Below are 16,547 nucleotides of genomic sequence, written 5' to 3'. Positions count from 1 at the left end.
TTAGTTTTTAGTTATTGGCCGTTCCCCAGTTTTTATTGGGCTCGCTTCCCATAACAAATTTCAAGGTACCACCTTCCATAATTTGGCTATGTGAAATTGTGGTTTGATTAAAATCTGTGCCATTTAAGGTTGCCGATTGTATATATATGTTTTTATCTGAAACGTTTTCTGCTTCAATTACAAACGATTTCCCTTCGGAAATAGCAATGCTTGCTTTTTCGAAAATCGGGCTTCCAATTTCGTATTCCGCTGAAGCGGGATTCATAGGATACAATCCAATAGAACTTAAAGCATACCACGCGCTCATTTGTCCGCAATCCTCATTACCGCTCAGTCCGTTTGGCGTTGTGTTGTACTGCGTATCCATAATATGACGTGCCCAATATTGAGCGCGCCAAGGTTGGTTGGCATGATTGAACATGTAAGCGATATGATGACTCGGCTCGTTACCATGGGCGTATTGCCCGATAAGTCCCGTAATATCTGCGGAGATATTATCGCCTGTAATTTCAGAGCTTTCGGTAAACAGTTGCTCTAATCGGTTGGTGAAAGTGTCGTTGCCACCATGCAAGGTAATCAAATCATCTACAGCATGTGGCACAAACCAACTGTGTTGCCACGCGTTGCCTTCAGTATAATCGGTTTGTTCTCTGTGGTTGGAGTGTTTGGGGTCGAAAGGTTCGTTCCACGATTTTCCATCTTCAGATTTTCCACGCATAAATCCTGTTTTGTTATCAAATAAATATTCGTAAGCCTTTGAGCGATTCAAGAAAAACTCGTAATCGTCATTTTTTCCTAAAGCTTTCGCCATTTGCGCCACACACCAATCGTCGTAAGCATACTCCAAAGTAATGGTAACCGATTCGTCTATTAAACTATACGGAATGTATCCGTGCTTTTTGTAATGATTCAATCCGCGTTCGTCTTGCATCATTGTGGTTTTCATGGCTTCAAAAGCTTTTTCGGCATCAAAACCACGAATGCCTTTTAGGTAGGCTTCAACAATAACCGGAATGGAATGGTAGCCCGTCATCGTATTGGTTTCATTGGCATAGAGCGTCCAAACGGGTAAAATATTTTTGGTTTCGTAATAGGCCAACATGCTATTGATGATGTCTGAAACCTTACCGGTTGCCACAAACGTTAACAGCGGATGTTCGGCCCGAAACGTATCCCAAAGCGATAGTGTGGAGTAAGCGGTGTAATTCTCGGCTGTTACAATCTCATCGTTTTCTTTTCTGAATTGTCCGTTTTTATCGCTAAAAGTTACCGGTGCCACTTGTGCGTGGTACATAGCGGTGTAAAATATGGTTTTTAGCGAGTCGATTGGAGTTTCAACTTCAATTTTTGTTAAGGCTTCATTCCAAGTATCTTCGGCTTCATTTTTAACCGTATCGAAATTAAAATCGCCTGTTTCCAGATTGTCTTTAGCGTTTTCAATACTTACGGAAGAGAGTGCTACTTTGGTGAATAATTCAGATGAATCTTGAGCATCAAAAAATAATTGGGCTGATGTTTTTATGCCTTCGGAAGTTGTCTTCTCAACACGATTTCCATCGGTATAAATATGATGCTTTGTTATGGGTTTTGAAAACTTAGCCACAAAAAACACTTTTTGGTTTGCCGCCCAACCTTTGCTGAATCTATATCCGCTAATGGTATGTTCGTCTTCAATAGTTATCGAGGTTTGTAGCGCTTTGTCCCAATTAATGGCAAAGCCTAAATCGATCACCACAGATTGTGTATCGTTTTTATCAAAAGTGTATTTGTGGTACGCCGTTCGTAAGGCGGTTGTTAACTCCACATTTACGTTATGGTCTTCTAAAAACACTTGATAATAGCCCGGTGATGCTTTTTCGTTTTTATGACTGTACTTGGATTTGTAGTTTAAAGAATCGCGCGATAATGGTGTAGGCGACAAATCAACCTCTTTATTTATGGGCATAAACAGTATATCGGCCAAATCGCCAATACCCGTTCCGCTTAATGCCAAATGGCTAAAACCAACCGCAATGGAGTCGGAATAATGATAGCCCGAGCACCAATCCCAGGCACTAATACCATTTACGGGCGTTACCTGAAGCATCCCAAAAGGCACAGTTGCCCCCGGATAGGTATGCCCATGACCGCCCGTTCCAATAAACGGATCGACATAAGCGGTGTTTTTCAATGTGTTCTGAACTGGCTTTCTATCTTCTTTTTTACAAGAAATAAAAGCAACGAAAACAAGAATTATAACGGTGTATTTTTTCAACATTTTAAATCGTTTTTATAAATTAAATAAATATCTTCAATTTTAACGGCGTGGTTAAGTATTTTAGACTAATAACAGCGTAGCATAGCTAAACAACAAAAACATGCGCTCTTTTGATTTACCACTAAAATAGACATATTGCTTTTTTCTTTAATAAAACCCGCTTTTTAAAAAGAATTAAATGGCTGCTATTTTTTACAAGATAATTAAAACTAACCACATTTTTATTTCAAAAAACCATAAATAATTAATGCTTTTGATGCAAAAAAAGTATTGGTTGTGGTTTGATTATTAGTAGATTTCAAGCAAATATATCCTTAATTTTGGTGCGTAGTTTATGATTATGTTTTGAGTTAGTCACATAATTTAATCAAATTAATTATGAGTTTTTCATGTAGTTTTTAAAGGGCAAAAATCTTCTTATTTTTTGCCCTTTATTTTTTATTCTTCAATTAATTCCAATACACTTAAAACAGGCCTGTGGTCTGATGCTATGTCCTCTTCTATAACTTTGGTTTCAATGACGCGCCATCTATTTGCTGGTCTGTATAAAATATAATCTATTTTTATTTTTGGATTTACCGCCGGATACGTTGGTGTGTTTTCCGAAAATGAAGGCGTCCACGCTTTATAAAGAATCTGCATGGTTTCGGTTTCCGGAGTTGCATTTAAATCGCCTGCTAAAATGGTGGGCACCTCATCTTTGGTGAAAATAGCATTGATTTGATTGGCTTGATTTATCCTGTCGGTTTCATCGTTGGTGTGATCTAAATGTGTACCCACAAACCTAATGGTATCGCCGCTTTTAATTTGCACATTCACTTCCAATGCGGCGCGGGGTTCTTTATTCTCTCTCGCGTTCAAGGCATGGTTTTTTGTACTTACAAATGAACCTTTAGACAACACCCCTTCGCCGTATTCGCCACCATCAAAAGGCATGGCTTTGCCAAAAATACCTACCATTTTTGTACGCCAACCCAACTCGGTTACCAAATCCATTTTTAAAACGCGGTTGGTTTTAAAATCCACTTCCTGCAATGCCACTAAATCGGGTTTGGTGTCACTTATAATTTTGGCCAATAAATCTAAATCAAACTGTTTTGAAGCAGCTACCGTTTCGCCGTGGTAAATATTAAAGGTTAGCACTCTTACAACGCGCGACGAATCGACACTGGTTTGCGCATAGGCCGCGGAAAACAAGATGGTGCATAAAAATCCTAAAATATATCTTTTCATTTAAATCGTATTTGTAGTATTCATATTATACCGATTTTCTGTTTAATCCGTAACTCTTTTGGCCAAAAGATTTAATGTGCTTTTGGCATCGGTCAATACTTCTTCTAAATTATCGGGACTTGTTGTAATGTTAAATTGGGCTACCACATTGTTTAAATGATCTAATTCATCCAACATGCCTTTAGCTTGTAAGTCCTCTCTAAGAATTCTAATTTTTTCGGCATCTTCAATACCATCACGAAGTGTTTCGAAACGAATGGAACTTCGATTATCGGGATACACGATGTAGGTATCGCCCGCTGGCCATGTTCTAAAGCGTGAATCCTGCAATGGGTTTTCTACCCAACTATTGTATGCCCAACGTAAGAATCCGTCAAAATCGGCAGCCATCGTGTACCAACCAATAAACACACCTTCTGCGGGCGGTGAAAAGGTAAAGGTATTAGGGAACGCATCCGAACAGCACACATAATGCGTACTGATGTGGTTTTTCGCTCTGCGACTAACCAAATCTTCTTCGTCAACTGGGTGTCCAAAAGCAACCGACATATCCTTTAATTCGTTAGGGTAAAGTTTATAGCTTTTATGGTTATCGGCAAACGATACCCCAAATTCTGGTGCGTGTTCATTCAGTAATTTTAGCATCGCCTTCATCTCCTTTGGTCCGCGTTCGTCCATGGCAATTCGGGTTATGCTGCTCCAACCTTTTGTTTCTATATGGCCTTTAAAATCTTTTAAAAATGGCACCCAAATATCCTCATAAGCTTTTGTACCGGGTTCGGCTTTTATTTTAATTTCCTTGTTTTCGGCTTCATCAAAATAATAAAACTCATTGCCCCAGGGCACCATCGAGTAACAACTTATTTGCTTCTTTACGCCCAAATCCATCATAAATTGCACCCAATTGTCAAAAACGGTAAAGTCGTACTCCCAAGTACCATCGGATTTCTTTTTCCAATCAATCATCGCTTCAAACTGGTCAAAGGTTTGTCCGCCCCAAGGCCTCTTGTTTAAAGACACGGTAATAACTTTTTGCCCTGCATCGGCCAATCGTTTCATCAATGGTTTCAACACATCCCAATGTGCTTGAGACCACAATTCAACATTGTGGTAACGTGCCAAAGCAAATGGGTTTTGCCATAAATCTAAATGAAACTTCCAATCGGTTGCCGGTGGCAAGGTTTTGTCGATCACATTTAAAGTAAATTCGAATTTTTTAGAATCTTGTCCGTCTATTTGTAATGTGAATACGCTTTTATATGTCCCACTTTTCGCATCGGCAGGCACATCAATAGTAACCCAAATAGGTCTGGTTTCTTGGGCTTTTATGGCATAAGAAGTTATGGGCTCTAAAACATCGGCAGCTAAAGACGCATCAAAATCTTCGGGTTTTCTATAGCCACAACCGTTTGCAAATTCATCAGTAATCACGTATTTCACAAAACTGGTTTGTGCTGTATTTGAAGGCAAAATATCACCAGAATCGGATTTAAACTCTGAAATTTCGGTAAACACATTATGTGTGGAATCGTTGCTCCAAAGCACCAATTGCGCTGATAAACGCTCGCCTTTCCAAGCGGTTCCCGTCCAAGTATTTTTTTGTTGAATTTTAGGAATGACACTTTTTACAAAACGATGGTTTGTTGATGCTATCGATGCCTGTAGTCCTTTTGGTAATTCCGACCAATTTTCGGTGGTGCTAGGCGATGGATCAATAGGCTCTTGATAGGTTTGAGCTATTAAAACCTCCTTCTTTTGACAACTAAAGGAGATTAAAGCAACACTGAACAAAAATAGTATACGATTCATTATAATAATTTTAGAAATAAACTTTTAGTACGGTTTCGTTATCCGGCCAAGGCACCATTTGATTGGTGTTGGTATTTGTAGGCATTTGAGCGTTTACCGCTCGCAAATAGTTTCCTAATTCGGCAGCCAATTCTTTAAGTTTTTTAGTTTTTTTGAATGCTAAATTGGAAGTTTCCCCAATATCTTCAGCAATATTAAATAACTCGAAACGGCTATCTAAATGATAATAAATGAGTTTCCAATCGCCTTTCCGAATGGTGCTTGTTGCACCAATTCCCGGTCCCGTTGGCCCCCAATTATTTGGATAATGCCAAAACAAAGCCCTGTTATTGTTATCTTGTTTTTCGCCTTTTAAAATAGAGGTGAAACTTTTTCCGTCGGTGGTTTGAATTGTTTTATAATCTTCAACTCCAGCGAGTTCAATAATGGTTGGAAAAAAATCTTCTATAATAACAAAATCATCGGTTTTGGAGTTGGCTTGGGTTACTCCCGGCCATTTTACAAGCATTGGTTCTCGAATACCGCCTTCGTGCACAGATCCTTTTCCGCTCGACAAAGGTTTATTATGGGTATGCTTTTCGCCGCCTCGGGCTACAGCGCTTAAGCCGCCATTGTCTGACATGAACAAAATAATAGTGTTATCTGCAATCCCCTTTTCCTCCAAATGATTCATAATATCGCCCAGACTTTTATCCATACCTTCTATTAACGAGGCATATCTAGCTTCAATGGGGTGCAAGCCTTTGTCTATGTATTTTTGCTCGAATCTCGGGTCGCCTTGAATGGGCGTATGCACCGCATAATGCGACAAGTAAAGGTAAAATGGTTTGTTGTTTTCAATAGCCTTGTCCATAGCCAAAATGGATTCTTGGGTTAAAGCTTCGGTTAAAAAAATATCTTTACCGTGGTATTTTTCTAAACCGGGGACGTCCCAAACACTATTTTTATCAAGTTGTTTTTTAAAGTTTTTAGTACCATAATAACTCCCTGGTGCGCCGGCAGCGTGTCCTGCGATGTTAACTTGAAATCCCAAATTTAAAGGGTTTTCCCCTGGTGTTCCCAAAGCTCCAAAGTGTGCTTTACCACTGTGGATAGTAAAATAACCGTGAGCTTTTAAAATTTGCGGCAAAGTGGTTACATGGACAGCGCGTTCAATACTGTCTGTTGGCTGAATCCCATTTAGATTCCATTCCGGCATAGCCAAACCTTTTGGTGGATTTACTGCTGAAACACCTCTGTTTAATGTCCAATTAGTTACACGATGCCTCGCAGCGTTCATTCCGGTCATTAAGCTTACTCTGGTTGGTGTACAAACAGGTGTTGCGTAGGCTTGGGTGAATTTCATTCCTTGGCTTGCAAGCCGTTCCATGTTTGGGGTTTGGTAACGGTTGTTGAATGCTGTTTTTTCTTTCCAAAACGGTATAGATGTGTCTTGCCACCCCATATCGTCTATCATAAATAGAATGATATTGGGTTTTTCTTCAACAATTAGCGTTTCTTTTTTATCCGATTTACAGGCTGTAAAAACAGTTAAAAATAAAATACATAATACTGCTTTTTTCAACGAATTAATCATGCGCTATAACATCACCTTTTAATATTTTCTTATCGATATTTGGTGCATTATACCAAACGGTTAATTCATTTCCACCTGGAGATTCGTGGTATTTTACAGTTAGCGAATGCCAGCCTTTTTTTAGGGCAACCATACCGTTTCTTAAAACAGCAGCGTGGTTTCCGCCATTATCAACCACTAATTTATCGCCTAAAAATAGCAAACTACCGTCATCAGATTTTGTTGCGAACTCGTACAAGCCATCAGTTTCGGCATTAAAATAGCCTTTAAAAATCATGGAAACATGATCGCTGTTTTCATAGCCCTCCAAATCGATATTGCTTACGGCTTTAAATTCTGCGGATTTAGGCTCGGTAATATCATCGACAACCTTAAACATTTTTTCGCCCACCCAACGTTTTAAAGCACCTGTTTTTGGGCTTACATTTACGGGTTGTAAATAGGTTTGTTTTTCTATGTAAGCAGTTTTAATTTCGCTGGGGTTATCGCCACGATACGCAATAGTGTTTAGCGTTTTAGTTTCTGTAAATTGAATTGGAGCCGTATATTTTGTCGATGCTTTTGATGGTTTACTGCCGTCTAAAGTATAGTAAATATCCATGCTTTCTAGCGGTGTTTTTAAGGTGATGGAAACCGTATCTAAAAATGCCACTTTGTTTTTTAATCCGACAACGGACGGAATGTAATATCTAATATCTAAAGCATCCAAACGTTCGTACTGCACATCCATTCTATTTTGAAAATCATCAAAATTCTTATCTTCTTTTGCAGTCCAACCTGTTTCGGCCAAAGCCAACATTCGTGGAAAGGTTTGATACTGTAAGCGTTTAAAATTAGGAATGCGCTCGGACCATAAATTAGCTTGTACGCCAATAATTTGTTTTGCCTGCGCCTCGGTAAATTCTTCCGGAATGGGTTCGTAATTATACACTTTATCTAAGGGCGTGGCATCGTTTAAGAAATCGAAATAGTATTCAAAATCCGGACAAATGATGATATCATTCCCGTTATCGGCAGCAATATTTCGCATTGTTGGAGCCCAATTGCGCCACCACATCATGGTTGCATCTTTGGTTAGACCGCCTTCAACAATTTCGTCCCAACCAATTAATTTTTTGCCTTTCGTTTTTAAAAAGGCTTCAATATCCCTGTTAAAAAACGATTGCAATTCGTGCTCGTTTTTCAGATTGTTGTCTTTAATGGCTTTTTGGCAACGTGGGCAGTCTTTCCAAGATTGGATATTGACTTCGTCGCCACCAATGTGGATGTAATCGGACGGGAATAAATCGGCGATTTCTGATAAGATATCTTTTGCAAATTCATAGGATTTTTCTTTTCCTAAACAAGCTGGCATTGAAAAATGCTCGCCCCAGCCCGCCTCGTCGGTACACGATAAAAAAGGATAATTATCGATGGCCGACTTAAAATGCCCCGGCATATCAATTTCTGGAATCACTTCAATTTGCCTTTCTTCCGCGTAAGCGATAATTTCTTTAATCTGCTCTTGTGTAAAAAAACCACCGTACATGCGTTTCCCATCGCGCTCGTGATAATGCTGCTCGTCTATAATAAATGAAGGATCGGTTTTTGCGAGTTCCTTACACTCTTTGTCGTGCGAACTTTCAATACGCCACGCGCCTTTTTCGGTTAACAACGGATATTTTTTAATTTCAACACGCCACCCTTGGTCGTCGGTTAAATGCATATGATATACATTCAATTTATACAGCGCCATATAATCCAAAAAGGTTTTAACCTCATCGATGCTAAAAAAATGTCGACTAAAATCCATGTGCATCCCACGCCAAGAAAAACGAGGTTGGTCGTTAACCGTAATGGTCGGTACCAACCAGTTTTGTTCTGTGTTATTTGTGGTTTCAATTGCTGGTGGCAATAATTGGCGCAGCGTTTGCACGCCATAAAAATACCCCGCAGCATCGCTCGCTTGAATAATGATTTGTTTGGGAGTGACTTCCAAATGATACGCTTCGGCCTTTAGATTTTCATCTTTTACAAAAACAACCGTTGCTTTTTCTTTTGAAATGACTGTTGCCAATGGAAAACCTGCAGCCTTTTCAAACAAATCTGACAGATAGGTTGCTGCCGGTTTTTGCTCTTCACCTGCAACAAAAATCGACGTGTTTTTTGAAAACAAAAATGATTGTTCACCTAAAACCAATGAGGATGGTTTTGGCACAATAGAAATCTGATTTGCTGTGAACGTTTTTGATGTTTGCGTACAACCAACCGACATTACTGCTACTAAAGTTAACAATAAAAAATGGCGCATGTCTTTACTTTTTAATATGTAAAAATACTAGATACTTAAAACGATTACTACAAGTTTATTACCCTTTTGTAATACTTATTTTACTCTGTGTCGCTTGCTTTTGCAGCATAATCTTTACTGATTTTTATCAAATCTTCTTTTGAGCTATTTTCAAAAGGAATTAAATAAAAGCCGTAAACATGTCTCTCATAACTTTTTAACTGATACTTTTCTTGTGGTTTAGAGTACCAACTGTCGTCTCCAGCGACACCGCGCTGATCGAGGTCGAGATTTAATTGAATTAAATCTTTTTCTTTAATGTCGTTAATGTGCTTTGAAGCGTTTATTTTAGGAATACCATCTATTCTGTATTTCTCGTCAATGCTTCCTGTACCGGCGTACTCCAAACCTTCGGTGGTATCAAAATCTTCATTTTCCATGTGCAATGCACTTATGCCCAAACCTTCAAATGTATTGGTTGCCACAGCCAACAAACCGTTGTTGTTACTGTTTGAAAAGGCGGTCCAGCGCACATCGGTTTTATAGCCGTTGTCTTGCGGACGAATGTACGGCACGTATTGATCTGAAACTTTAGATTGGTACAAATCTATAAACGCCGAAGCCTTTCTGTCTTGATAATTTTCCCATGGGCCACGACCAAAATACGTCATATTATCGTATTCCTTTTTAATTTGCATGCGCATGCCCACACGCGGAATATCGCCCTTGTATTCGCTTTCGTTTAGCGTGTTGTCTATTTTTACAACGCCATTGCTGTAAAAGGTGTAATTTGATACAAAAGTGGTTTCCACTCCCGGTAAATTATAAGTAACCAATAGTTGCACCTCACCATTTTTTAATTGCGAAAGCGCTACTTTTTTAACTTCTGAAAACAAGGATGCCTTTTTCCACTCAATATTTCTTATTTGCATTTTGTTACCAAAATCGTTGTCGGTTACACCACGCCAGAAATTCGGCTTAGGACCTTTCCCGTCTTTTAAAAGCTCGTTTCCTTTATAATTATATGAAGTGATTCTTCCTTTTGATTTATCAAAAACAACTTTAAAATCAGAATTTGAAATGGCAATTTCATCTGCTTTTTGCTCAACTTTTATTGATGCGGTTAAAGGTATATTTACGGTTTCCTTTTGATATTTACTGGTTAGCGGAATTTGCTCGCGTGCTACCTCAAACCCTTTTGGCAATAGACTCCAATCGGTTTTGGTGGTTGCCGACAAGTGTATAAAATACTCGGTATTTTTATTAAAATCAATACCGTCCAGACTTACACGGATAAGTTTTCCGGTATTGGGTTCAATACTGATGGTTTCAAATTCGATGGTTTTTAGAATGTCGCCATCGGCCTTTATGGTTGCAGTAATATCAAAATTTTCAAGATCGGTAAAGTCGTATAAATTTTCAACTAAAACCCGTAATTCGTTGTGTCTATTTAATCCTTTGCTTTTAAAATTGATGAATTCGTGCGCCTTTTTCACTTCGTGCAAACCGGGTTGTGGCGTACGATCAGGAAACACGATGCCGTTGTTTAAAAAGGTATTATCAGATGGCATATTTTCGCCATAATCGCCACCGTAGGCATAAAAACGTTCGCCATTTTCATCGGTTTTCCAAATGGATTGATCTACCCAATCCCAAATAAATCCACCTTGTAAATTATCGTAAAGCTCGATAATATCCCAGTAATCTTGAAAATTACCGGTGCTATTTCCCATGGCATGCGCATATTCGCTTGGGATAAACGGTCTATCGGTTTTAGATTTTCCTATTTCCTCAAATCTTGCCGGACTTGGGTATTGCGGCACGATAATATCTGTGTTGGTATCCATATCGTACAAACTACCGTCGTAATCTTTATAAGGACGCTCGTACTGTACCGGTCGTTTTTGTTTATCGGCAGCTTTCATGGCATCGTAACCCGCAAAAAAGTTGATGCCGTTTCCGGCTTCGTTACCCATAGACCATATAATAACAGACGGGTGGTTTTTATCGCGTTCCACCAATCTCACCATTCGATCTACGTGTGCTTTTTCCCAACTTTCTTTTTTAGCCAAAGAATGATTTCCGTAGTACATACCGTGCGATTCGATATTGGCTTCATCAACCACATACATACCGTAAATATCGCAAAGTTCGTAAAAGCGTCGCTGTTGCGGGTAATGACTTAAACGTACTGCATTAATGTTATTTTCTTTCCAAAGCTTAATGTCTTTCATAATGAGTTCTTCAGGCACCACATGACCCGTTTCGGGGTTTGTTTCTTGGGTATTCACACCTTTAAGGGTAATACTTTTGCCGTTTACAAGCAGCAGTCCGTTTTTAATTTCAACGGTTCTAAACCCTATTTTAGTTGGAATAACTTCGAGAACATTGCCTTTTTTATCTTGAACTTCTATGATTAATTCATACAAATTTGGATGTTCTGCACTCCATGGTTTAACAAGCGGTATTACGGCATTATAGTTAACCTCCATTCTACCATTTGAACCCACGAGTACTTTTAAATCTTTTGAGCTGATTTGTTTTTGGTTTTCGTCGAGCAATTGAAAACCGACTTGAACATTTTGATTTTTTGAAAAATGATTTTTTAAAGACACGCTAACATCAAGCAAACCATTTATGTTTCCTTTATCGAGTGTTGCCGCAGCTTCAAAATCCTCAACCCTCACTTTTGGCTGTGCATACACATACACACTGCGCTCTATACCGCTAATTCTCCAAAAATCCTGACACTCTAAATAGCTTCCATCTGTCCATCTAAAAATTTGGATGGCAATGGTATTGTTACCCACTTTTGCTGCTTCAGTAATATTGAATTCCGCAGGTAATTTACTGCCCTGTGAGTAGCCAATATACTCACCATTTAACCAAACAAAACCGCCCGATTTCATGGCACCGATATGTAAAAAGAGCTCTTTATCGCCCCAGGAATCATCAATTGTAAAATCTCTGCGGTAAGAGCCTACCGGATTGTAGTTGCTTGGTACTTTACCAGGGTATTTAGGATAAATATTATCAACCAACTCCATATCGTCTGCAATGGGTGCTTTATAATCGGCAAACTCGTATTGGTGATTAACATATATGGGGATGCCGTAACCTTCTACCTCCCAATTGGATGGCACTTTAATATCGTCCCAACTTGAAACATCCTCCGAAGGGTTCATATAGGTGGTTGGTCGGTCGTTCGGGTTTCTTACCCAAATGAATTTCCATAAACCGTCTAAGCTTTGCCATAATCCATTCGCTCTGTTTAAAGCATCTTGTTTGGTGGCGTACGATGTGAAAGACGCATGAGCATCTAGTTTGTTTTCACTTATAACCTGCTCGTTTTCTATATAATACTTATAATCTGTTATAGGGTTTTTACTTTGGCTGTTTAATGAAAAAGTTAAAAAAAGAACAGCAATAACTAAGGTGTTTTTTAAATTCATAAATTAGGGTTTAATTTAAAATTACAATATAAAAAAGAGAATATAATTGGTGTTTTTATTAATTTGTAAAGATACCACTTATGTATAAAGTTTACCACAAGTTTTTTCACCTTATATGGTACTATTTTATATCTCTTTAGTTAAAATATAATGTTGCCCTTTGTTATTATTTAGAATTATACAATTCGAAAGTGGTTACAACAAAACCATGATCTGAAGGATACATTATTTTTTTATGGTTAATTACAATAGGCTTGTTGAAGAATACGTGATACGTTTCAGATTTAACCGCTTTTAGGTTTGTACCCTTATAAAAAATATAATCGATTCTGTGCGAATCGTCTTTATCCTCTGTGTCCCACGTAATTCCGGGATGTGTTATAGGATTTGGATGTAAGGATCTGTAGGAATCAATTAATCCTAATTTTTCTAATGCTACGGTGGTATTCCATGGCACTACCAAATTATTATGAATGGTTTTGGTGTTTTCGCCCCAATCTAAATGTGATGGTGTATTCATATCGCCACCAAATATCATGGGTACGGAATCGCTGTCTTTGGCATAATTCTTTAAATAGGGCAATACATTTTGAAACATGGTGTAACGCGTTTCCGTTTTTTCCCATTCAAGAATCTCTTCGGCCGTTTTACCCATGTTTTCTGGTGCATCATCCCAAGGTAAATAGTGAAACCAATTGGAAAAAAATCGAATCTTTTGATTGTTGATTATGATTTCACGGCCACCTAAATAAAAGGGAAATTTAGTGTCAATTCGATTTCCAAACGGGTATTTTGAGAAAATTGATAGGTTAGTTCCTTTGTCATCTAAAGGCGTTCTTTTTGGCGCAATTAAATGAAAATTATATCCTAAAGCATTAGCGATATCTTTACCGGAACCATAAGTTTCTACCATTAAAATAACATCCGGATCAATTTCTTTTATAATCGCAATAGCGTTTTCCTTTCCATTGGAAATATCGTTGGCACCATGTAAGATATTCCAGGTCATCACTTTAAAGCTATGTGGATGTTCTTTTTTACAATTAGTAAATAAAGCGACTAGAATAAGTATGAAAAGTATCCGCATAATGATATATTTTATTTTAAAATACCACAAAAATGGATTTTAATTAAAAAAAACCCAAAGTAACAAAAAACCACTGTTCATCAAGTATTTATCAAAAAACATCGATGAAAAACATGCATTTCGTCCGATTTTTTTGCATTTCATAGAGTTTTTTTAAAATATTATTTTATATTAGCCACGTAAATTCATTAACTAACCCCAAATCTAATGAAAAAAACTACTCTCATTATTGTGCTGTTTACATTAATAGCGCAATTAACTTTCTCTCAAAACATTAGCAAACTTAAAGCTGAAAAGTATTTAAAAGAACGTGGCGAACTCGTTTTTACTTTTACTGCTAATAACTTAAATGAAGTTAAACAACTAGCCAATATTGTATCTTTTGACCATGGTCAAAATCCTAAAACACCTTTAACAATAAAGGCTATAGCCAACGAAGATGAATTTAATCACTTTTTAAATTTCAATCTATCTTATACAATTGGCGATTCAGATAATGAGCCCAAAGAGAGGTTAATGTCGAATCAAATTAAAAAAAGCAGTAAAACAGGAAAAGCATTTGCAACCCCTTTAACCTTTCCTTTAACCGCTTATCCTACCTATCAAGATTATGCAGACCAAATGGCACTATTTGCATCAAACAATCCAAGTATTTGCGAATTGGTTGATATTGGTGGTACTACCGAAGGTGTCGGTGGCGGAGATAAAAGATTGTTATTTATTAAATTATCAGATAACGTTACCACTGATGAACAGGAGCCAAAAATGATGTACACCTCATCAATGCATGGAGATGAAATTGCAGGCTACCCTTTAATGCTTGATTTAATTAATTATTTTATTACGGTATATAATGATATAGGGCATTCAGATCATTCAAGAGTAAAAAATTTAATAGACAATTCAGAAATTTGGATAAACCCTTTGGCAAATCCTGATGGCACTTACTATAATAATCCATCAAACACTTCTGTTGCCAATGCGAGAAGGGCAAATGATAACGGTTTTGATTTGAATAGAAACTATCCCGATAACTTAGCTGGTCCACACTCAAATGGGCATACCGCGTATGAACTGGAAACTCAACATTTTATGAATTTTGCCGATGCCCATCATTTTGTATTATCGGCCAATTTTCACGGAGGTGTGGAGGTAGTAAACTATCCGTGGGACAATACATACGACAGACATGCAGATGATGCTTGGTTTCAGTTAATAAGCAGAGAATACGCAGATAATGCACAAGCGGACAGTAATGGTGTAGATAATGGATATATGGATGACCTTACTAATGGTATTACACATGGCGCAGATTGGTACCGTGTAGACGGAGGTCGTCAAGATTATATGAACTTTTACCATCAATGTAAAGAAACCACCATTGAACTATCAAATGATAAAACTCCACTTGCATCCGAATTAAATAATCTATGGAATTTCAATAAAGAAGCTTTAATCGAATATCTAATTCAGGGAACATACGGATTTAGAGGTGTTGTAAAAGATGCCAATACCAACAGCCCAATTGAAGCAACTATAACGCTTGTAGGCCATGATGCAGTAGGTTCTCACACAGTGTCAGAAGCTAATATTGGTGATTATTACAGACCTGTAAAAGCTGGGACTTATGATATACTATTTGAAGCAGATTGTTATCAATCATTTACACTTACAAATCAAACCATTACTGATTACGAAACTAAAATACTATCAGATGTTTTGCTAACTCCAATTGCAGTTTCTCCACCAAGTAATTTAACCTCTTCAAATATAAGCTCAACCACTGCAACACTTACTTGGGATTCAACAATTAGTGGATCATATGACTATCGATATAGAGTAGTTGGCTCGCCTACATGGACAACAACTAATACAACCAATTTAACAGAAATAATTTCAGGTCTTGCTCCAACAACTCAATATGAAGCTCAGATAAGAAGTACTTGCAGTGGAACCAACTCATCATCTTATAGTAGTTCAACGCTTTTTACAACTACCGCTTTACCTCCTTGTACTGGACCACAAGTTTCTTCATTCCCATATTCAGAAAATTGGGATAATGGTATTGGAGATTGGTCACAAGGTACTAATGATATTCCTGGTACAAATTATGAAGATTGGACTTTAAACTCAGGTACAACAGGTTCATCAGGAACTGGACCAAATGATGATTTTACTGGAAGTCAAGAATACTTTTATACCGAAGCATCTAACACAAACACAACTACTAATGTTGGTCAAAATGTATCAGTTACACTTATAAGCCCATGTTTTGACTTAACAGGACATGAAAATGCTATTTTTTCTTTCTACTACCATATGTTTGGTTCTGGAATGGGGTCATTGGAATTAGAAGTCAGTATCGATAATGGTTCAAACTGGATAAATTTAGCAACCATCTCTGGGCAACAACAAGGATCTAATGGAGCTGCCTGGTTACAGCATACAGAATCATTAAGTGCTTATGATGGACAAGTCATCAAATTAAGATTTGTAGGAAACACGGGCTCGACTTATCAAAGTGATATGGCTATTGATGAAATTGGGTTAACTGCTAATACTGTTTCGCTTACAACGTGGTATCAAGATGCAGATTCAGATACCTTTGGAAACCCATCAGTAAGTCAAGTTGCTGCCTCTCAACCTGCAGGCTATGTGGCAGATAATACAGACTGTGACGACAACAATGCCAACATAAACCCAAATACCGTATGGTACCTGGGCGTGGACAACGACAGCGACGGGTTCTTCGGGAGCCAGATTACAGCAACCCAGTGCACATCGCCAGGAGCCGGCTACTCCACCGATGCGCCGACCGTGGACGACTGTGACGACAACGATGCCAACATCAACCCAAATACCGT

Annotated in this window: 8 protein-coding genes; 1 reads left to right on the top strand and 7 read right to left on the bottom strand. The window is 38.1% G+C overall.

The annotated features are described in order from the left end of the window. Window positions 1–7: 7 nt before the first annotated feature. The 7 genes from ACN5J7_RS05770 to ACN5J7_RS05740 form a co-directional block, all read right to left on the bottom strand. On the bottom strand, window positions 8–2,254 hold the full coding sequence (locus tag ACN5J7_RS05770) for a GH92 family glycosyl hydrolase (protein WP_418603236.1): 2,247 nt from the start codon (window positions 2,252–2,254) through the stop codon (window positions 8–10). Window positions 2,255–2,695: 441 nt separating this feature from the next. Beyond that, a complete protein-coding gene (locus tag ACN5J7_RS05765; RefSeq protein WP_418603160.1) occupies window positions 2,696–3,490 on the bottom strand; it encodes an endonuclease/exonuclease/phosphatase family protein in 795 nt (264 codons plus the stop codon). A gap of 42 nt (window positions 3,491–3,532) precedes the next feature. Next, window positions 3,533–5,299: a glycoside hydrolase domain-containing protein gene (locus tag ACN5J7_RS05760; RefSeq protein ID WP_418603159.1), complete on the bottom strand. Its 1,767-nt coding sequence runs from the start codon at window positions 5,297–5,299 to the stop codon at window positions 3,533–3,535. A gap of 10 nt (window positions 5,300–5,309) precedes the next feature. After that, entirely contained in the window at window positions 5,310–6,863 is a 1,554-nt protein-coding gene (locus ACN5J7_RS05755) for a sulfatase (RefSeq protein ID WP_418603158.1), read from the bottom strand. A 4-nt stretch (window positions 6,864–6,867) separates the two neighbouring features. Continuing rightward, window positions 6,868–9,165, bottom strand: coding sequence for a family 20 glycosylhydrolase (locus tag ACN5J7_RS05750; protein WP_418603157.1), 2,298 nt, complete (start codon window positions 9,163–9,165; stop codon window positions 6,868–6,870). Window positions 9,166–9,245: 80 nt separating this feature from the next. Next, window positions 9,246–12,596, bottom strand: a complete 3,351-nt coding sequence (locus ACN5J7_RS05745; RefSeq protein WP_418603156.1) for a glycoside hydrolase family 2 TIM barrel-domain containing protein — start codon at window positions 12,594–12,596, stop codon at window positions 9,246–9,248. 166 nt (window positions 12,597–12,762) lie between these two features. Continuing rightward, a complete protein-coding gene (locus ACN5J7_RS05740) occupies window positions 12,763–13,683 on the bottom strand; it encodes an endonuclease/exonuclease/phosphatase family protein (RefSeq protein ID WP_418603155.1) in 921 nt (306 codons plus the stop codon). Window positions 13,684–13,890: 207 nt separating this feature from the next. Here ACN5J7_RS05740 and ACN5J7_RS05735 point away from each other — a divergent pair. Beyond that, window positions 13,891–16,547: M14 family zinc carboxypeptidase (locus ACN5J7_RS05735; RefSeq protein ID WP_418603154.1), on the top strand; the 2,657-nt coding region annotated here is incomplete at its 3' end.

Source organism: Hwangdonia sp., from assembly GCF_048381975.1.
GTDB classification, from domain to species: domain Bacteria; phylum Bacteroidota; class Bacteroidia; order Flavobacteriales; family Flavobacteriaceae; genus Hwangdonia; species Hwangdonia seohaensis.
This window is presented reverse-complemented; position numbering and strand designations above follow the sequence as displayed.

Coding starts and splice junctions, on each gene's coding strand:
- ACN5J7_RS05765 (WP_418603160.1), bottom strand. CDS start 3,490: ATGAAAAGATATATTTTAGGATTTTTATGCACCATCTTGTTTTCCGCG.
- ACN5J7_RS05745 (WP_418603156.1), bottom strand. CDS start 12,596: ATGAATTTAAAAAACACCTTAGTTATTGCTGTTCTTTTTTTAACTTTT.
- ACN5J7_RS05760 (WP_418603159.1), bottom strand. CDS start 5,299: ATGAATCGTATACTATTTTTGTTCAGTGTTGCTTTAATCTCCTTTAGT.
- ACN5J7_RS05750 (WP_418603157.1), bottom strand. CDS start 9,165: ATGCGCCATTTTTTATTGTTAACTTTAGTAGCAGTAATGTCGGTTGGT.
- ACN5J7_RS05740 (WP_418603155.1), bottom strand. CDS start 13,683: ATGCGGATACTTTTCATACTTATTCTAGTCGCTTTATTTACTAATTGT.